Source organism: Streptomyces sp. NPDC052301, assembly GCF_044593395.1.
GTDB lineage: Bacteria > Actinomycetota > Actinomycetes > Streptomycetales > Streptomycetaceae > Streptomyces.
The window spans coordinates 235,885-253,415 of the sequence record NZ_JBIUBE010000008.1 but is presented as its reverse complement, the minus strand read 5'-3'; the positions used below and the strand labels follow the sequence as shown (position 1 = coordinate 253,415).

The window sequence follows — 17,531 nt, the reverse complement described above, 5'->3', positions numbered from 1 at the left end:
ACCGGTCGGCCCTGACCGGCGACTACGCCGTCTCCCGGTAGGCCGCCGCCTCCTCCAGGTCCAGGCGCCGCAGCAGGGCGCGCAGCATCTCGTCGTCGATGTAGCGCAGGTCGCGGAGTCTGACGAACACCTCGCGTTCGGCGCTGATCATCTCCCGGGACAGCCGGCGGTAGGTGTCGTCCACGGACTCGCCGGTGACCGGGTTGGTCTGGCCGAGGCGTTCCCACACGGCGTTGCGGCGGCGCTCCAGGACCTGGCGCAGCCGGTCGGCGAGCGGCGGCGGCAGGGCGTTGCGCTCGTCGGAGAGGAGGTCGTCCAGGCGGCTCTCGGCGGCCCGGGAGGCCTGCGCCTGGGCGTTGGCCTCGGCGAGCGTCTCGGCCTGCCGGTCGCGGCTCGGGAAGCGCAGCAGACGGATCAGCGGGGGCAGTGTCACGCCCTGCACCACCAGGGTGCCGATGACCGTGGTGAAGGTCAGGAAGAGGATCAGGTTGCGCGGGCCGGCGCTCATGGTCGCCGGGATGGCGAAGGCGATGGCCAGGGAGACCACCCCGCGCATGCCGGCCCACGCGGTGACCATGGCGCCCCGCCACGTCGGGTTCTCCTCGCGCTCCCTGATGCGGCTGGACAGCAGCCGGGGCACGAAGGCCGCCGGATACACCCAGACGAACCGGGTCGCGACGACGACGAGGAAGACGGCCACCGCGTACCAGGCCGCGGTGGAGCCCTCGTACTCGCCGAGCCGCTTGAGGACGACCGGCAGCTGCAGGCCGATCAGGGCGAACACCGCGGACTCCAGGATGAAGGCGACCATCTTCCACACCGCCTCCTCCTGCAGGCGGGTGGCGAAGTCGACCTCCCACGCGCGGTGCCCGAGATAGAGGGCCACGACCACGACCGCGAGGACCCCGGAGGCGTGTGCCTGCTCGGCGACCCCGTAGGCGACGAACGGGATCAGCAGCGAGAGGGTGTTCTGCAGCAGCGGCTCGGTCAGGTGCGTGCGCAGCCAGTGCAACGGGGCCATGAGGACGAGGCCGATGCCCACGCCGCCGACCGCGGCGAGCAGGAACTCGCTGATCCCGCCCGCCCAGGTGGCGCCCGCACCGACGGCCGCGCCGAGCGCCACTTTGTAGGCGGTGATCGCGGTGGCGTCGTTCAGCAGGGACTCGCCCTGCAGGATCGTGGTGATCCGGGAGGGCAGGCCGACCCGGCGCGCGACCGCGGTCGCCGCCACCGCGTCCGGCGGTGCCACCACCGCGCCCAGCACCAGCGCGGCGGGCAGCGGCAGCCCGGGGATCAGCAGATAGGCGGCCCAGCCGACGACGACGGTCGCGAAGAGCACGTACCCCACCGACAGCAGCGCCACCGGCCGCAGCTGCGCCCGGAGATCGAGATAGGAACTGTCGGACGCGGAGGTGTACAGCAGCGGGGGCAGCAGCAGCGGCAGTACGACCTCCGGATCCAGGGTGTACGACGGCACCCCGGGGAGGTAGGACACCGCCAGGCCGACGGCGACCAGCAGCAGGGGCGCCGGCGCGGGGGTGCGCCGGGCCGCCGCGGCGACCGCCGCGCTGCCCGCCACCAGCAACAACAGCGGCATCACGTCCATGGTTCTCGCCCACCCTTGTTTTCCGCGCGGCCACCCGCACACCCGTCGTAATCTGGCAATCATGAAACAGTGCACGCACGCCGACGCGCTGCCGCAGCCGGAGCCGGAGCCGCTCGACAAGACCTGCCCCGAGTGCCGGCGCGACGGCACCCACCCGGTGCAGCTGCGGCTGTGTCTCACCTGTGGGCACGTCGGCTGCTGCGACTCCTCGCCGGGCAGGCACGCCACGGAGCATCATGCGCAGACCGGGCACCCGGTGATGCGGACCTTCGAGCCCGGCGAGGACTGGCGGTGGTGCTTCGTGGACCACGTGCTCGTCTGATCGTGTTCCCGCTCGGGCAGGTTCTCGTGTGACACTGCATGCGGAGCGGCCGCACGACGGTTCGAGCGTCTGACGTCTGGGTACGTCAACCCGGCGCGCGCTCTTCCCATTTGGGCGCGCGAACCCCCTAGACACGGAGCGTATCCGCAGCTTTACTGTGAGTGACGCCAGGGGGTCGGGGTCCCGGGGACAGAAACGTTCGGAGCGCGATAGCGTCACCGCGGAACCACGTACGCGTTAGCCCGGGGGGCGACCCTCGGCCCCGTAAAGCTTGTACCACCATGGAGGTGAGGGTGTCCCAGATCGCAGGCGAGCCCACGGCGAATCAGGACTTCGTGGAAGTCCGGCTGCCGGCTGCGGGTGCCTACCTGTCGGTGCTGCGGACGGCCACGGCCGGTCTGGCGGCCCGCTTGGACTTCACCCTGGACGAGATCGAGGACCTGCGCATCGCCGTGGACGAGGCCTGCGCGATCCTGCTCCAGCAGGCCGTTCCCGGCTCCGTGCTCAGCTGTGTCTTCCGGCTCGTCGACGACTCGCTGGAGGTCACGGTCTCGGCACCGACCACGGACGGTCACGCGCCCTCGCGGGACACCTTCGCGTGGACCGTGCTGTCGGCCCTCGCAGGCAAGGTCTCGTCCGCCGTCGACGAGGACAAGACGGTGTCGATCAGCCTCTACAAACAGCGCGGCGCGGGCCCCGGCCCGGCGTGAGGAACGGGGACGGTCCGGTGCGGGACGAAGAGCGCGGCACACGGGAGCTGCCCGCCGGGGACGGGAGTGCCCCCTGGGCGAGCACGGCCGAGACCCCCGGGGAGAGCCCTCTGGGCGGTTCCCGGCGCATGGCGGACGGCATCGACGGCATCCCCGAACAGGCCAGGCCACACCCGGAGGACCACTCCGCGCCGGCCGGTGGTGACGATGCCGCACAGGCCGCGCCGCCGGAGGGACAGGGCGGGACCTCCTCCGCCGTCCGTACGGGGGCGAGGGCTCGGGGAAGGGCTACGGGCGGGACGATGAGCGAGCACGAGCGATATGCGGAGGACGAGGCGCCGGGCACGGAGGCCGTGCAGGCCGTACCGCACGACCCTCAGGACCGCAGCGGCGCGCGGGCGATGTTCGTCGAGCTGCGCAAGCTGAACGCGGGCAGCGCGGAGTACGCCGAGCTGCGCAACCAGCTGGTCCGTATGCATCTCCCGCTCGTGGAGCACCTGGCCCGCCGATTCCGCAACCGCGGCGAGCCGCTGGACGACCTCACCCAGGTCGCGACGATCGGACTCATCAAGTCCGTCGACCGGTTCGATCCGGAGCGCGGTGTGGAGTTCTCCACATACGCCACCCCCACCGTGGTCGGCGAGATCAAGCGGCACTTCCGCGACAAGGGCTGGGCGGTGCGCGTGCCGCGCCGGCTGCAGGAGCTGCGACTGGCACTGACCACGGCGACGGCCGAGCTGTCCCAGCTGCACGGCCGCTCCCCGACGGTGCACGAGCTGGCGGAGAAGCTCGCCATCTCCGAGGAGGAGGTCCTGGAGGGCCTGGAGTCGGCGAACGCCTACTCCACGCTGTCCCTGGACGTCCCCGACACCGACGACGAGTCCCCGGCGGTGGCCGACACCCTCGGCGCGGAGGACGAGGCGCTGGAGGGCGTGGAGTACCGCGAGTCCCTCAAGCCGCTGCTGGAGGACCTCCCGCCGCGGGAGAAGCGGATCCTGCTGCTGCGCTTCTTCGGGAACATGACCCAGTCGCAGATCGCGCAGGAGGTCGGCATCTCGCAGATGCACGTCTCCCGGCTGCTGGCCCGCACCCTGGCCCAGCTGCGGGAGAAGCTGCTCGTGGAGGAGTGAGCCTATTCGCTCCGGCCCGGTCCCTTGATGCCGAGGGCCCGGGTCGTCTCCGCGTTGACGAGGAGCACCAGCGCGGTCACGGCGACCACCGCGAGCGCGATGCCGGCCGGGATGGCGACGCTGTCGGCCTTGAGCAGGTTGTAGGCCACCGGAAGCGCCATGATCTGCGTGATCACCGCGGGGCCGCGGCTCCAGCCGCGCCGCAGCAGCAGTCCACGCGCGGCGAGCAGGGGCAGCAGCGCGAGCACGGCCAGGGTGATCCCGAGCGTCACCGCCTGCTGCCGGTCGTCCGGGGCACCGGTGATCCCGCGGACGAGCACCCACAGGCCGCCGGCCAGCAGCGCGGCCCCTTCCAGCGCGGCCAGCACGGCGGCGTACGTCAGCCGGCGGGGGCGGGGTTCCTGGGCGGGGTTCTGCTCACTGCTCACCCCAGAAGGGTAGCGGGGTGGGTGCGGCCGTCCCGAAGGGGCGCGGGAAAGGCGCCGCACACCGCCCGCACCACGTGTTCATGTTCACGCCCCTTCCTCTTACCTGTTCCCTACCTCGCTATGGGCCGGGTACCCCCCAGTAGGTACGCTGCCATCCATGCGTGCACTTCTCGTGGTCAATCCGGCGGCAACCACCACAAGCGCACGCAGGCGTGACGTGCTGATCCACGCGCTGGCGAGCGAGATGAAGCTGGAGGCGGTCACCACCGAGTACCGCGGCCACGCGCGCGACCTCGGCCGGCAGGCGGCGGACAGCGACGACATCGACCTGGTGGTGGCCCTCGGCGGCGACGGCACGGTCAACGAGGTCGTCAACGGCCTGTTGCACGCCGGCCCCGCGCCGGAGCGGCTGCCCGGCCTCGCCGTCGTCCCCGGCGGCTCCACCAACGTCTTCGCCCGCGCCCTGGGCCTGCCGAACGATCCCGTCGAGGCCACCGGTGCCCTGCTGGACGCACTGCGCGAGGGCAGCGAGCGGATCGTCGGCCTCGGGCTGACCTCGGGCACGCCCGGCACCGAGGACGAGGCGGTCCCGGACCGCTGGTTCACCTTCAACGCGGGGCTCGGCTTCGACGCGGGGGTGGTCGGCCGGGTCGAGCAGCAGCGCGAGCGCGGCAAGAAGTCGACGCACGCGCTGTACGTGCGCCAGGTGGTCCGGCAGTTCCTCGGCGAGCCGAACCGCCGGCACGGCGCGATCACGCTGGAGCGGCCCGGCGAGGACCCGATCGACGATCTTGTGGTGGCCATAGTCTCGAACACGTCCCCTTGGACGTATCTCGGCAATCGCCCCATGTACACGTCGCCTAAGGCCTCGTTCGATACAGGGATCGACGTGCTCGGTCTCAGCCGTCTGTCCACGGCCTCGGTTGCCCGGTATGGCACCCAGTTGCTCACTTCGTCCCCCGAGCGCGGACCCCATGGCAAGCACGCCGTCTCCCTGCACGACCTGGACCAGTTCACCTTGCATTCGAAGGTCCCTCTGCCCCTTCAGATGGACGGTGACCACCTGGGACTGCGTACAAGCGTGACGTTCACAGGCGTACGCCGCGCACTGCGTGTGATTGTGTGAGCGGAACGGGCGAAAGTCCTTTCACTCGAACGTTTAGGCCAGGATCCACCCCATGGAAGTACGGCTGTGACCCAGTCGACACCGAGGAATCAAAAAAAACTTTCCGGAAGGGGTTGTATCCGCCGCTGAGGTTTGCGAGTCTCTACGTGGCGATCGGGACGGCCCGCAACACCGGCCTCCACTGATCACCGGAACCCCTCTTCAACCAAGGACCACGCCGGGGAAGACTCGGCGGTCGGCCCTTCACTTGTTGAGGGATTCGTGAAAGCGTTCACATTCACAAGCAACTTGCACGTAATACCAAGGAGAGGTAGCAGCCATGGACTGGCGTCACAACGCCGTTTGCCGCGAGGAAGACCCCGAGCTCTTCTTCCCCATCGGCAACACCGGTCCTGCGCTGCTGCAGATCGAGGAAGCCAAGGCCGTCTGCCGTCGCTGCCCGGTGATCGAGCAGTGTCTGCAGTGGGCGCTCGAGTCCGGTCAGGACTCCGGCGTCTGGGGTGGTCTCAGCGAGGACGAGCGTCGCGCGATGAAGCGCCGTGCCGCCCGCAACCGGGCCCGTCAGGCCTCCGCCTGACATACCCACCCCTGCTGACAGCCTGAGCTTGGCGGCGCGTACACCGCGTACGCATCTCCCGCCCCCGAGCCGCAGCGCGCAGTATCCCCCGATGCGCTTAGCGATTTAAGCAGAGCAGCAACGAGCACGAGCCTCGGACCGATGGCGGTCCGAGGCTTTTTGCTGTGCCGGGGTCTCTTCGCGTCGACGGGAGTCGCGGGAGCGGCTCACTTCTGCGCGCGCACCGGAATGTCCAGGATCACGCGGGTCCCCCGCTCCGGCGCCGGCACCATGTCGAACGAACCGCCCAACTCGCCCTCCACCAGCGTCCGTACGATCTGCAGGCCCAGGTTGCCCGAGCGGTGCGGGTCGAAGCCCTCGGGCAGGCCCATGCCGTCGTCCTGGACGGTGACCAGGAGGCGGGCCTCCTTCGTGGTGCCGCCACGGACCGCGGAGACCTCGACCGTGCCGGTGTCGCCCTGCCGGAAGCCGTGCTCGAGGGCGTTCTGCAGTACTTCGGTGAGGACCATCGACAGCGGGGTGGCGACCTCGGCGTCGAGTATGCCGAACCGTCCGGTGCGCCGACCGGTCACCTTGCCCGGCGAGATCTCGGCGACCATCGCCAGCACCCGGTCGGCGATGTCGTCGAACTCCACCCGCTCGTCCAGGTTCTGCGAAAGCGTCTCGTGCACGATGGCGATCGAGCCGACCCGGCGCACGGCCTCCTCCAAGGCCTCGCGGCCGCGCTCGGAGTCGATGCGGCGGGCCTGGAGGCGGAGCAGGGCGGCGACCGTCTGGAGGTTGTTCTTCACCCGGTGGTGGATCTCCCGGATGGTGGCGTCCTTGGTGATCAACTCGCGCTCGCGGCGCCGCAGTTCGGTCACGTCCCGGCACAGCACCAGGGAACCGATGCGGGTGCCCTTGGGCTTGAGCGGGATGGTCCGGAACTGGATGACCCCGTCGTTGGCCTCGATCTCGAACTCGCGCGGCGCCCAGCCGCTGGCCACCTTGGCGAGCGCCTCGTCCACCGGGCCCCGGGTGGGGGCGAGTTCGGCGGTGGTCTGCCCGAGGTGCTGGCCGACCAGGTCGGCGGCGAGGCCGAGGCGATGGTAGGCGGACAGGGCGTTCGGGGAGGCGTACTGCACGATGCCGTCCGCATCCACCCGGATCAGACCGTCGCCGGCGCGCGGCGAGGCATCCATGTCGACCTGCTGGTCGGGAAAGGGGAACGATCCTGCTGCGATCATCTGCGCGAGGTCGGAGGCGCTCTGGAGATAGGTCAGCTCCAGGCGGCTCGGGGTGCGCACGGTGAGCAGGTTGGTGTTGCGGGCGATCACGCCGAGGACGCGGCCCTCGCGCCGCACGGGAATGGACTCGACCCGTACGGGGACCTCTTCGCGCCACTCCGGGTCGCCCTCGCGCACGATCCGGCCCTCGTCGAGCGCCGCGTCCAGCATGGGCCGCCGGCCGCGCGGGACCAGGTGGCCGACCATGTCGTCCTGGTAAGAGGTGGGGCCGGTGTTGGGCCGCATCTGGGCGACCGAGACGTACCGGGTGCCGTCCCGGGTGGGGACCCACAGAACCAGGTCGGCGAAGGAGAGGTCGGAGAGCAGCTGCCACTCCGAGACCAGCAGGTGGAGCCACTCGAGGTCGGAGTCGTCGAGAGCGGTGTGCTGGCGGACCAGTTCGTTCATGGAGGGCACGTGTGCGAGGGTACCCGCGGCCCGCGGATGGCCGGAAAACACCCGCGGGCCGCGGCGCCTGGAAGGGACCCTCAACCCTCCCGGCACCGCAGCCCGGAGCATCATCGGCCGTGGGGTGTGCGGTCCCGGTCGGCCGAAGGTCGAGGAGCCGGGGCAGTCAGGGCAGAGAGCACCGGTTCCTCGGTCCGCCCTCCTGTGCGGGGAAGGCGGAGGCTTGTGTCTGCAGTTCTCGTTCTCTTCGATTGTGGACTAGACCACGTAGGCATGTCCATGGTGCTTACCGCGAGGCCGCGGCCCCGGTTTGACGGGCCTTGTCCCTGGCGCGGACGTGCGCCGACGAAGCAGTGGCACCCGATGCCACGAAGCCTAGCCCGCCCGGGTCAGTCGTGGGGCCAGATGGACATGGCAATTTCCGCGACCGCCTCCAGTTCCTCCCGGCTCGCTCCGTCGCGGGCCTGCTGGGACATGCCCTGGATCATCGCGCCGGTGTGCCGGGCGAGGGCGGCGGCGTCGGTGCCGGCGGGGAGCAGGCCGGCCGCGACGTCCGCCCGGATGCGCGCGGCGAGGGCGGTGATGTTGGCGTTGCGCTGGTCGCGCAGCAGCTCCTCCACCTCGGGGCTGGTGCAGTTGGTGGCGGCGTGCACCACCAGGCAGCCGTAGGGGTGGGCGGGGTCGGTGTACTCGGCGGCGGCCTCGCGCAGCGTCCGCCGGACGGCCGCGCGGGCGGTGGGTTCCTCGGCGAGGGCGCGGTCGGTGAAGGCGCCGTGCGTGGCGCCGTAGACCCGGACGACCTCTTCGAACAGGGTCCGCTTGTCCCCGAAGGCCGCGTACAGGCTGGGGGCCCCGATGCCCATGATCCGGGTGAGGTCGGAGACCGAGGTGGCCTCGTAGCCACGCTCCCAGAAGGCCATGAGCGCCTTCTCCAGGGCGGTGGCCCGGTCGAAGGAGCGCGGCCGGCCGCGTGTCCTGGCCGTCCCGGCCTGCGCTGTCGTGTCCTGCGCTTGCACCATGGAGTGAATTTTATAGCGCCCCCTAGGAAAATGTCGCCGGGTCGGGTTACGGTTTTTCTGTAGCGACCGCTAGACAATGCGAAGGGGTGGCAGTCATGGGCGTGCTCACAGGGAGGACGGCGCTCGTCACGGGGGCGAGCCGGGGCATCGGGCGCGGGATCGCGGAGCGACTGGGACGCGACGGGGCGCGGGTGGCGGTGCATTACGGCAGGGACGAGGCCGCGGCGAAGGAGACGGTCGCGGCGATCGGGGCGGCCGGCGGCTCGGCGTTCGCGATCGGGGTGGAGCTCGGAGTGCCGGGCGACGCGGAGCGGCTGTGGGAGGAGTTCGACCGGCACGCGGACGGGCTCGACATCCTCGTGCACAACGCCGGCATCGGCACCGCCCCGCCCTTCGCGGAGATCGAGGAGGAGGAGTACGACCGGCTCTTCGCGGTGAACGTGAAGGCACCCTTCGTCCTCACCCGGCTCGGGGTGCGACGGCTGCGGGACGGCGGGCGGGTGGTGAACATATCGTCGGGGCTGGCCCGGACCGCCGCGATGCCCCAGCTCATGGCCTACTCGATGACCAAGGCGGCGCTGGACGTCTTCACCCGGGACCTGTCCAAGGTGCTCGGCCCCCGCGGAATCACGGTGAACTCCGTGGCGCCCGGCATCGTGGACACCGACGTCAACGCCGCATGGCTGCGCGCGAGCGACGAGGCATGGCGTGGCGCGGCCGCCTATTCGGCGCTGGGGCGCGTGGGGACGCCGGCGGACATCGCGGACGTGGTGGCCTTCCTGGTTTCGGACGACGGCCGCTGGGTCACCGGACACTGGCTGGACGCGACGGGAGGCTCCCTCGACTGAGGAGCGGCCCCTCTCCCGACCCTGCGCCCGCGAAGCCGATTCTGTTAGATTGGTCTAAACCACATAGACGCCCAGAGCCCCCTTCAGAACGGCAGGCCCAGCGTGGAAGTTGTCATCGTTCCGGATGCCGCGGCGGGCGGCGAGCTGATCGCCGAGGCCATGGCCCAGCTGCTGCGACGCAAGCCCGAGGCCCTGCTCGGTGTGGCCACCGGTTCCACCCCGCTGCCCATCTACCAGGCGCTGACCGCCAAGGTGCGCTCCGGTGCCGTGGACGCCTCGCGAGCCCGGATAGCGCAGCTCGACGAGTACGTGGGACTGCCCGCCGACCACCCCGAGTCCTACCGGTCGGTGCTGCGCCGGGAGGTGCTGGAGCCGCTCGGCATCGGCATGGACGCGTTCCTCGGCCCGGACGGCACGGCCGAGGACATCCAGACGGCGTGCGAGGCGTACGACCGTGCGCTCGCCGAGGCCGGCGGGGTGGACCTCCAGCTGCTGGGGATCGGGACCGACGGGCACATCGGGTTCAACGAGCCGTGCTCCTCGCTCGCCTCGCGCACCCGGATCAAGACCCTGACCGAGCAGACCCGCGTCGACAACGCCCGCTTCTTCGACGGCGACATCGAGCAGGTCCCGCACCACGTCATCACCCAGGGCATCGGCACCATCCTGGAGGCGCGGCACCTGGTGCTGCTGGCGACCGGCGAGGGCAAGGCGGACGCGGTCGCCGCGACCGTCGAGGGACCGGTCGCGGCGGTCTGCCCGGCCTCCGCGCTCCAGCTCCACCCGCACGCCACGGTCGTCGTCGACGAGGCGGCGGCGTCCAAGCTGAAGCTCGCCGACTACTTCCGGCACACCTATGCCCACAAGCCCGCGTGGCAGGGCATCTAGCCGCGCCGGGGAGGGCTGTGGACTAGACCAACACCGGGGACAACGGTATATAGGGGAGATCACGGAGCGTGCGGGTGGACTCCGACACACGAAGCCGTGCCACGATGTGAGCCGTGGCCGATACCAGTCGGTCGCTTTCGGCATCCGGAGCCGGGAAGGCAGAGCATGAGCACCGACGTCAGCAGTGCGGAGAACGAGGCCGGCACGACCGTCCGTACCGCGCGCGTGCCGAAGTACTACCGCTTGAAGAAGCACCTGCTCGACATGACGGAGACACAGGCGCCCGGCACGCCGGTCCCGCCCGAGCGCACCCTGGCAGCCGAATTCGACACCTCCCGCACGACCGTCCGCCAGGCCCTGCAGGAGCTGGTGGTGGAGGGCCGGCTGGAGCGGATCCAGGGCAAGGGCACGTTCGTCGCCAAGCCCAAGGTCTCCCAGGCGCTGCAGCTCACCTCCTACACCGAGGACATGCGCGCCCAGGGCCTGGAGCCGACCTCGCAGCTGCTGGACATCGGCTACATCACCGCCGACGACCGGCTCGCCGGGCTGCTCGACATCACCGCCGGCGGCCGGGTGCTGCGCATCGAGCGGCTGCGCATGGCCAACGGCGAGCCGATGGCGATCGAGACGACCCATCTCTCCGCCAAGCGCTTCCCGGCCCTGCGCAGATCACTGGTGAAGTACACGTCCCTCTACACCGCGCTCGCCGAGGTCTACGACGTCCACCTCGCCGAGGCCGAGGAGACCATCGAGACCTCCCTCGCCACCCCGCGCGAGGCGGGCCTGCTCGGCACCGACGTCGGCCTGCCGATGCTGATGCTCTCCCGGCACTCGCTCGACCACGAGGGCAAGCCGGTGGAGTGGGTGCGGTCCGTGTACCGGGGCGATCGGTACAAGTTCGTGGCGAGGCTCAAGCGCCCGGTGGAGTAGGCGGCCCGGACGTTCGCTGAATCGATATACCGATATACGGACGAGGTCTTCCGCTTTCGCGACACCGTCACCTAGATTGCCTGCGCATTACACAGGTGATCGCTGAGGGGACGGAGCCGTGGCATGTCCGAAGCACCAGAAGTGAGACCACCGGTGGTGACACCGGTCCGCGTGATCATCGGTCTGTGTCTCGTCGCGCCCTTCGTGGCGATGCTGTGGGTGGGCTCGTACGCGAAGACGGACCCCGCGTTCATCGGGATCCCGTTCTTCTACTGGTACCAGATGCTCTGGGTACTGATCTCCACCGCGCTCACCATGACCGCGTACAAGCTGTGGCAGCACGACCAGCGCGCCCGCGCCTCCCGGAAAGGCGGTGAGGTGAAGTGAAGGACGGCGTCAACGGCGTCGCGCTCGGCGTCTTCATCTTCTTCTTCCTGGCCGTCACGGTCATGGGCTTCCTCGCCGCACGCTGGCGCAGGGCCGAGAACGAGCACTCCCTTGACGAATGGGGCCTGGGCGGACGGTCGTTCGGCACCTGGATCACGTGGTTCCTGCTCGGCGGCGACCTGTACACGGCGTACACCTTCGTCGCCGTGCCGGCGGCGATCTACGCGGCGGGCGCGTCCGGCTTCTTCGCGGTGCCCTACACGATCCTGGTGTACCCGCTGATCTTCACGTTCCTGCCCCGGCTGTGGTCGGTCTCGCACCGCCACGGATACGTGACGACCTCCGACTTCGTGCGCGGGCGGTTCGGCTCGAAGGGGCTGTCGCTGGCGGTGGCCCTCACCGGCATCCTCGCGACGATGCCGTACATCGCCCTCCAACTCGTCGGCATCCAGGCGGTGCTGGACGTGATGGGCGTCGGCGGCGGCGAGAACACCAACTGGTTCGTGAAGGACCTCCCGCTGCTGATCGCCTTCGGCGTGCTGGCGGCCTACACGTACTCCTCCGGCCTGCGGGCCCCCGCGCTGATCGCGTTCGTGAAGGACGCGCTGATCTACATCGTCATCGCGGTGGCGATCATCTACATCCCGATCAAGCTGGGCGGCTTCGACGACGTCTTCGCCAAGGCGGGGCAGGCGTTCAGCCAGGTCAACCCGGCCACCGGCAAGCCGCGCGGCGCGCTCGCGCCACCGGAGGCGGGCCAGTGGACGTACGCCACACTGGCGTTGGGCTCGGCGCTGGCCCTGTTCATGTACCCGCACTCGATCACCGCGACCCTGTCCTCCAAGAGTCGTGAGGTGATCCGCCGCAACACCACGATCCTGCCGCTGTACTCCCTGATGCTCGGCCTGCTGGCCCTGCTGGGCTTCATGGCGATCGCGGCGGGCGTGAAGGTCACCAACGGACAGCTGGCGATCCCGCAGCTGTTCGAGGACATGTTCCCGGACTGGTTCGCGGGCGTGGCCTTCGCCGCCATCGGCATCGGCGCGCTGGTCCCGGCGGCGATCATGTCCATCGCGGCGGCGAACCTGTTCACCCGCAACATCTACAAGGACTTCATCAGGCCGGACGCCACGCCCAAGCAGGAGGCTCAGGTCTCCAAGGTCGTGTCGCTGCTGGTGAAGGTCGGCGCCCTGGTCTTCGTCCTCACCATGGACAAGACGGTCGCGATCAACTTCCAGCTGTTGGGCGGCATCTGGATCCTGCAGACCTTCCCGGCCCTGGTCGGCGGCCTGTTCACCCGCTGGTTCCACCGCTGGGCGCTGCTCGCCGGCTGGGCGGTCGGCATGGTGTACGGCACGGTCGCCGCGTACGGCGTCGCCTCGCCGACGCAGAAGCACTTCGGCGGCTCGGCGAAGGACATCCCGGGCATCGGCGAGATCGGCTACATCGGCCTCACGGCGTTCGTGCTGAACGTCGTCGTGACCGTGGTCCTCACCTTCGTCCTGAAGGCCGTCAAGGCTCCCGAGGGCGTCGACGAGACCAGGCCGGGCGACTACACGGCGGACGCCGGAGACCCGGGGGTCGAGGTGGAGCTTCCGCCCGCGACCGCGGGCGCCGGTCACTAGACAACCGTCGCGTCACGGGCCGTCGGAGCGAAATCCGGCGGCCCGTCGCCGTACCCCTGCGGCAGACTCGGTGCCATGGACATCGTCATCCGGCGGGCCGCCCCCGGCGACTACGGCACCCTCGGCGAGATCACCGCCCAGGCCTACCTCCAGGACGGCCTCCTCGACTTCGGGGAGAGCGACGCTTACCTCGATGAACTGAGGGCCGTAGCCGAGCGGGCGGCCGCCGCGGACGTCCTCGTGGCCGTCCACGACGGCACCCTGCTCGGCGGGGTCACCTTCGTGCCGTCCGGCGGCCCCATGGCCGACGTGGCCGGCCCCCAAGAGGCCGAGATCCGCATGCTCGCCGTCGACCGTGCCGCCCGCGGCCGGGGTGCCGGCGAGGCCCTCGTACGGGCGTGCCTGGACCGCGCACGGGCCGTCGACGGCTGCCGGGCCGTCGTGCTGTCGACCCAGCGGACCATGCACACCGCCCACCGCATCTACGCACGCCTCGGTTTCGTTCGCACTCCCGAGCGGGACTGGAATCCCCTGCCGCACCTGGACGACATCACCCTCCTCACCTACAAGTTGACGCTCTGAGACCGTCGCGACACAACATCTGGGGGTGACACGACAGCCCGGCACTAGATGTATGCTCATGCTCGCTGTCGCCGCAGGGGAATCCGGTGCGAATCCGGAACTGTCCCGCAACGGTGTACTTGCGTGTATCCGCACGCCTGTCCAGTCCGAGGACCTGCCCACAGCGCACCCGGCCGTCCGGTCCGGGTGCTCCGATACGTCCGGGCCTCGTGGAGTGGGCCGGTGGACGCGGCGCCGTGTGCGCTCGTGGCTGCCCGCTGCCCTCCGCAAGGCCCCGTGCCGAGCGAGGGAGAGCCCCACGTGACCATCGCGCCAGCAGACCCGGCTTCAGCCACCGGCCTGGAGTCCGACGGTCCCGGTGCCGCGCTGCTGCGGACCCTGACCGAGCTGACCGCCGACCTGCCCGACGCCGACCCCGGCCGGGTCGCCGCCGCCGCGCTGCGCGGCCGGTCCGCCCGGGCCGACGAGGCGGAGTTGCGCGAGCTGGCCACGGAGGCCGCCGCCGGCCTCATCTCCGAGGACCCCGCCTACTCGCGGCTGGCCGCCCGGCTGCTCACCCTCACCATCCGGGACGAGGCCGCCTCGCAGGGCGTCACGTCCTTCACCGGGTCCGTCGCCGTGGGGCACCGGGAGGGCCTGATCGCCGACCGCACCGCCGCGTTCGTGCGGCTGCACGCCGAGCGGCTCGACGGCCTGATCGACCGGGCCGCCGACGACCGCTTCGGCTACTTCGGCCTGCGCACGCTGCACAGCCGTTACCTGCTGCGGCACCCGATCACCCGCAAGGTCATCGAGACGCCACAGCACTTCATGCTGCGGGTGGCGAGCGGTCTCGCCGAGGACGACACGGCCAGGGCGGTCGACGAAGTGGCCGCGCTCTACGGGCTCATGAGCCGGCTCGACTACCTGCCCTCCTCCCCCACGCTGTTCAACTCCGGCACGCGGCACCCGCAGATGTCGTCCTGCTACCTCCTCGACTCCCCGCTGGACGAGCTGGACTCCATCTACGACCGCTACCACCAGGTGGCCCGGCTGTCGAAGCACGCCGGCGGCATCGGACTGTCGTACTCCCGGATCCGCAGCCGCGGTTCGCTGATCCGCGGCACCAACGGGCACTCCAACGGCATCGTGCCGTTCCTGAAGACCCTGGACGCCTCGGTGGCCGCCGTGAACCAGGGCGGCCGGCGCAAGGGCGCGGCCGCGGTGTACCTGGAGACCTGGCACTCCGACATCGAGGAGTTCCTGGAGCTGCGCGACAACACCGGTGAGGACGCCCGCCGTACGCACAACCTGAACCTCGCGCACTGGATCCCGGACGAGTTCATGCGCCGGGTCGACGCCGACGGGCCGTGGTCGCTGTTCTCCCCGGCGGACGTGCCGGAGCTGGTGGACCTGTGGGGCGAGGAGTTCGACGCCGCCTACCGGGAGGCGGAGCGCAACGGGCTCGCGAAGAAGACGCTTCCTGCCCGTGAGCTGTACGGCCGGATGATGCGCACCCTCGCGCAGACCGGCAACGGCTGGATGACCTTCAAGGACGCCGCCAACCGGACGGCGAACCAGACGGCGACCCCCGGCCATGTCGTCCACTCCTCCAATCTCTGCACGGAGATCCTGGAGGTCACCGACGACGGTGAGACGGCGGTCTGCAACCTGGGCTCCGTCAACCTGGGCGCCTTCGTCGACACGGCGACCGGTGACATCGACTGGCAGCGGCTGGACGAGACGGTCCGCACCGCCGTCACCTTCCTCGACCGGGTCGTGGACATCAACTTCTACCCGACCGAGCAGGCGGGACGGTCGAACGCCAAGTGGCGGCCCGTCGGCCTCGGTGCGATGGGCCTGCAGGACGTCTTCTTCAAGCTGCGCCTGCCCTTCGACTCGCCGGAGGCCAGGGCCCTGTCCACGCGGATCGCCGAGCGGATCATGCTCGCGGCGTACGAGGCGTCCGCCGACCTGGCCGAGCGCAACGGCCCGCTGCCGGCCTGGGAGAAGACCCGCACGGCCCGGGGCGTGCTGCACCCCGACCACTACGACGCCGAGCTGGCCTGGCCGGAGCGGTGGACGGCGCTGCGGAGCCGGATCGCGTCCGTCGGCCTGCGCAACTCGCTGCTCCTCGCCATCGCCCCGACCGCGACGATCGCCTCCATCGCGGGCGTGTACGAGTGCATCGAGCCGCAGGTGTCGAACCTGTTCAAGCGCGAGACGCTGTCCGGTGAGTTCCTCCAGGTCAACTCCTACCTGGTGCAGGACCTGAAGAACCTGGGGGTGTGGGACGCGCGCACCCGTGAGGCGCTGCGCGACTCGAGCGGTTCGGTGCAGGACTTCGCGTGGATCCCCGAGGACGTGCGGAAGCTGTACCGCACGGCGTGGGAGATCCCGCAGCGCGGTCTGATCGACATGGCCGCCGCCCGTACCCCGTTCCTGGACCAGGCCCAGTCCCTGAACCTGTTCCTGGAGACGCCGACGATCGGCAAGCTCTCCTCGATGTACGCGTACGCCTGGAAGTCCGGACTGAAGACGACGTACTACCTGCGTTCCCGTCCGGCGACGCGCATCGCCCGCGCCGCCCGGGCCACCGTCCCCGTGCAGGCCACCCCGGATCCCGAAGCGGTCGCCTGCTCTCTTGAGAACCCCGAGTCCTGCGAGGCCTGCCAGTGATGACCGCCCGAAACCAGAACCTGCTCGACCCGGGCTTCGAACTCACCCTCCGCCCGATGCGCTACCCGGACTTCTACGAGCGCTACCGGGACGCGATCAAGAACACCTGGACCGTGGAGGAGGTCGACCTCCACTCGGACGTCGCCGACCTCGCGAAGCTGACGCCCGAGGAGCAGCACCTCATCGGCCGTCTGGTGGCCTTCTTCGCCACGGGTGACTCGATCGTGGCGAACAACCTGGTGCTGACGCTGTACAAGCACATCAACTCCCCGGAGGCGCGCCTCTACCTGTCGCGCCAGCTGTTCGAGGAGGCCGTGCACGTCCAGTTCTACCTGACGCTGCTGGACACCTACCTCCCCGACCCGGACGACCGGGCGGCGGCCTTCGCGGCCGTCGAGAACATCCCCTCCATCCGCGAGAAGGCACAGTTCTGCTTCAAGTGGATGGACTCGGTCGAGCGGTTGGACCGCCTGGAGACGAAGGCCGACCGTCGTCGCTTCCTGCTCAACCTGATCTGCTTCGCCGCGTGCATCGAGGGCCTGTTCTTCTACGGCGCCTTCGCGTACGTCTACTGGTTCCGCAGCCGGGGTCTGCTGCACGGTCTCGCCACGGGCACCAACTGGGTGTTCCGCGACGAGACGATGCACATGTCGTTCGCCTTCGACGTGGTCGACACCGTCCGCAAGGAGGAGCCGGAGCTGTTCGACGACGAGCTCCGGCAGCAGGTCACCGACATGCTGGAGGAGGCCGTCGAGGCCGAGCTGCAGTTCGCGCGCGACCTGTGCGGCGACGGGCTGCCGGGCATGAACACCGAGTCGATGCGGCAGTACCTGGAGTGCGTCGCCGACCAGCGCCTCACCCGCCTCGGCTTCGCCCCGGTCTACGGCTCCGAGAACCCCTTCTCCTTCATGGAGCTGCAGGGCGTACAGGAACTGACGAACTTCTTCGAACGCCGCCCGTCGGCGTACCAGGTCGCGGTGGAGGGCACCGTCGACCTGGACGAGGACTTCTGATTCCCCGGC

The 17,531-nt window shown here is 70.1% G+C and carries 17 protein-coding genes and 1 riboswitch; of the genes, 13 read left to right on the top strand and 4 right to left on the bottom strand.

Annotated elements, in window-relative coordinates; translation table 11 throughout:
* Nucleotides 1–22: 22 nt before the first annotated feature.
* Nucleotides 23–1,606 carry a Na+/H+ antiporter gene (locus ACIHEJ_RS24000; protein WP_400138560.1) on the bottom strand — a complete coding sequence of 528 codons (1,584 nt, stop codon included), beginning with the start codon at nucleotides 1,604–1,606 and terminating at the stop codon, nucleotides 23–25.
* Nucleotides 1,607–1,667: 61 nt separating this feature from the next.
* On the opposite strand from ACIHEJ_RS24000, the gene ACIHEJ_RS23995 reads away from it, so the two are divergent.
* The 3 genes from ACIHEJ_RS23995 (at nucleotide 1,668) to ACIHEJ_RS23985 (ending at nucleotide 3,768) form a co-directional block, all read left to right on the top strand.
* Nucleotides 1,668–1,928, top strand: a complete 261-nt coding sequence (locus tag ACIHEJ_RS23995; RefSeq protein WP_400138558.1) for a UBP-type zinc finger domain-containing protein — start codon at nucleotides 1,668–1,670, stop codon at nucleotides 1,926–1,928.
* Between the two features lie 293 nt (nucleotides 1,929–2,221).
* Nucleotides 2,222–2,638, top strand: a complete 417-nt coding sequence (locus ACIHEJ_RS23990; protein ID WP_030741206.1) for an anti-sigma regulatory factor — start codon at nucleotides 2,222–2,224, stop codon at nucleotides 2,636–2,638.
* 17 nt (nucleotides 2,639–2,655) lie between these two features.
* Entirely contained in the window at nucleotides 2,656–3,768 is a 1,113-nt protein-coding gene (locus ACIHEJ_RS23985) for an RNA polymerase sigma factor SigF (protein ID WP_400138556.1), read from the top strand.
* A 2-nt stretch (nucleotides 3,769–3,770) separates the two neighbouring features.
* On the opposite strand, the gene ACIHEJ_RS23980 is transcribed toward ACIHEJ_RS23985, so the two are convergent.
* The gene (locus ACIHEJ_RS23980; RefSeq protein ID WP_400138554.1) at nucleotides 3,771–4,196 is read right to left on the bottom strand and encodes a hypothetical protein; all 426 of its coding nucleotides are present in this window, start codon (nucleotides 4,194–4,196) and stop codon (nucleotides 3,771–3,773) included.
* A gap of 157 nt (nucleotides 4,197–4,353) precedes the next feature.
* Here ACIHEJ_RS23980 and ACIHEJ_RS23975 point away from each other — a divergent pair, with 157 nt between their 5' ends.
* Nucleotides 4,354–5,322, top strand: a complete 969-nt coding sequence (locus ACIHEJ_RS23975) for a diacylglycerol/lipid kinase family protein (RefSeq protein ID WP_400138552.1) — start codon at nucleotides 4,354–4,356, stop codon at nucleotides 5,320–5,322.
* Between the two features lie 319 nt (nucleotides 5,323–5,641).
* Nucleotides 5,642–5,899: a WhiB family transcriptional regulator gene (locus ACIHEJ_RS23970; RefSeq protein ID WP_003992873.1), complete on the top strand. Its 258-nt coding sequence runs from the start codon at nucleotides 5,642–5,644 to the stop codon at nucleotides 5,897–5,899.
* A gap of 206 nt (nucleotides 5,900–6,105) precedes the next feature.
* Here ACIHEJ_RS23970 and ACIHEJ_RS23965 read toward each other — a convergent pair whose 3' ends face one another.
* Together ACIHEJ_RS23965 and ACIHEJ_RS23960 are read right to left on the bottom strand one after the other, a co-directional pair.
* Entirely contained in the window at nucleotides 6,106–7,581 is a 1,476-nt protein-coding gene (locus ACIHEJ_RS23965; RefSeq protein WP_400138550.1) for a sensor histidine kinase, read from the bottom strand.
* A 380-nt stretch (nucleotides 7,582–7,961) separates the two neighbouring features.
* Nucleotides 7,962–8,591: a TetR/AcrR family transcriptional regulator gene (locus tag ACIHEJ_RS23960; RefSeq protein WP_400138548.1), complete on the bottom strand. Its 630-nt coding sequence runs from the start codon at nucleotides 8,589–8,591 to the stop codon at nucleotides 7,962–7,964.
* Nucleotides 8,592–8,686: 95 nt separating this feature from the next.
* Between ACIHEJ_RS23960 and ACIHEJ_RS23955 the strand changes: the two genes are divergently transcribed.
* The 8 genes from ACIHEJ_RS23955 (at nucleotide 8,687) to ACIHEJ_RS23920 (ending at nucleotide 17,522) form a co-directional block, all read left to right on the top strand.
* Nucleotides 8,687–9,439, top strand: coding sequence for an SDR family oxidoreductase (locus ACIHEJ_RS23955; RefSeq protein WP_400138546.1), 753 nt, complete (start codon nucleotides 8,687–8,689; stop codon nucleotides 9,437–9,439).
* 102 nt (nucleotides 9,440–9,541) lie between these two features.
* A complete protein-coding gene (gene nagB, locus ACIHEJ_RS23950; protein WP_400138544.1) occupies nucleotides 9,542–10,327 on the top strand; it encodes a glucosamine-6-phosphate deaminase in 786 nt (261 codons plus the stop codon).
* A gap of 165 nt (nucleotides 10,328–10,492) precedes the next feature.
* Nucleotides 10,493–11,257 (top strand): GntR family transcriptional regulator, encoded by a 765-nt coding sequence (locus ACIHEJ_RS23945; protein ID WP_400138542.1) that lies wholly within the window; start codon nucleotides 10,493–10,495, stop codon nucleotides 11,255–11,257.
* Between the two features lie 123 nt (nucleotides 11,258–11,380).
* On the top strand, nucleotides 11,381–11,644 hold the full coding sequence (locus ACIHEJ_RS23940) for a DUF3311 domain-containing protein (protein WP_400138540.1): 264 nt from the start codon (nucleotides 11,381–11,383) through the stop codon (nucleotides 11,642–11,644).
* Complete coding sequence (gene mctP, locus ACIHEJ_RS23935) at nucleotides 11,641–13,269, top strand: monocarboxylate uptake permease MctP (protein ID WP_400138538.1); 1,629 nt, start codon at nucleotides 11,641–11,643, stop codon at nucleotides 13,267–13,269. The genes ACIHEJ_RS23940 and mctP overlap by 4 nt, the downstream gene beginning before the upstream one ends.
* 75 nt (nucleotides 13,270–13,344) lie before the next feature.
* On the top strand, nucleotides 13,345–13,851 hold the full coding sequence (locus ACIHEJ_RS23930; protein ID WP_400138536.1) for a GNAT family N-acetyltransferase: 507 nt from the start codon (nucleotides 13,345–13,347) through the stop codon (nucleotides 13,849–13,851).
* Nucleotides 13,852–13,928: 77 nt separating this feature from the next.
* Nucleotides 13,929–14,006, top strand: a riboswitch (cobalamin riboswitch).
* 145 nt (nucleotides 14,007–14,151) lie between these two features.
* On the top strand, nucleotides 14,152–16,509 hold the full coding sequence (locus tag ACIHEJ_RS23925; protein WP_400138534.1) for a ribonucleoside-diphosphate reductase subunit alpha: 2,358 nt from the start codon (nucleotides 14,152–14,154) through the stop codon (nucleotides 16,507–16,509).
* Nucleotides 16,509–17,522 carry a ribonucleotide-diphosphate reductase subunit beta gene (locus ACIHEJ_RS23920; RefSeq protein ID WP_400138532.1) on the top strand — a complete coding sequence of 338 codons (1,014 nt, stop codon included), beginning with the start codon at nucleotides 16,509–16,511 and terminating at the stop codon, nucleotides 17,520–17,522. Before ACIHEJ_RS23925 ends, ACIHEJ_RS23920 begins: the two co-directional genes overlap by 1 nt.
* The last annotated feature ends 9 nt before the right edge of the window (nucleotides 17,523–17,531 follow it).

Coding starts and splice junctions, on each gene's coding strand:
- ACIHEJ_RS24000 (WP_400138560.1), bottom strand. CDS start 1,606: ATGGACGTGATGCCGCTGTTGTTGCTGGTGGCGGGCAGCGCGGCGGTC.
- ACIHEJ_RS23995 (WP_400138558.1), top strand. CDS start 1,668: ATGAAACAGTGCACGCACGCCGACGCGCTGCCGCAGCCGGAGCCGGAG.
- ACIHEJ_RS23975 (WP_400138552.1), top strand. CDS start 4,354: ATGCGTGCACTTCTCGTGGTCAATCCGGCGGCAACCACCACAAGCGCA.
- ACIHEJ_RS23970 (WP_003992873.1), top strand. CDS start 5,642: ATGGACTGGCGTCACAACGCCGTTTGCCGCGAGGAAGACCCCGAGCTC.
- ACIHEJ_RS23960 (WP_400138548.1), bottom strand. CDS start 8,591: ATGGTGCAAGCGCAGGACACGACAGCGCAGGCCGGGACGGCCAGGACA.
- ACIHEJ_RS23955 (WP_400138546.1), top strand. CDS start 8,687: ATGGGCGTGCTCACAGGGAGGACGGCGCTCGTCACGGGGGCGAGCCGG.
- ACIHEJ_RS23945 (WP_400138542.1), top strand. CDS start 10,493: ATGAGCACCGACGTCAGCAGTGCGGAGAACGAGGCCGGCACGACCGTC.
- ACIHEJ_RS23940 (WP_400138540.1), top strand. CDS start 11,381: ATGTCCGAAGCACCAGAAGTGAGACCACCGGTGGTGACACCGGTCCGC.
- ACIHEJ_RS23930 (WP_400138536.1), top strand. CDS start 13,345: ATGGACATCGTCATCCGGCGGGCCGCCCCCGGCGACTACGGCACCCTC.
- ACIHEJ_RS23920 (WP_400138532.1), top strand. CDS start 16,509: ATGACCGCCCGAAACCAGAACCTGCTCGACCCGGGCTTCGAACTCACC.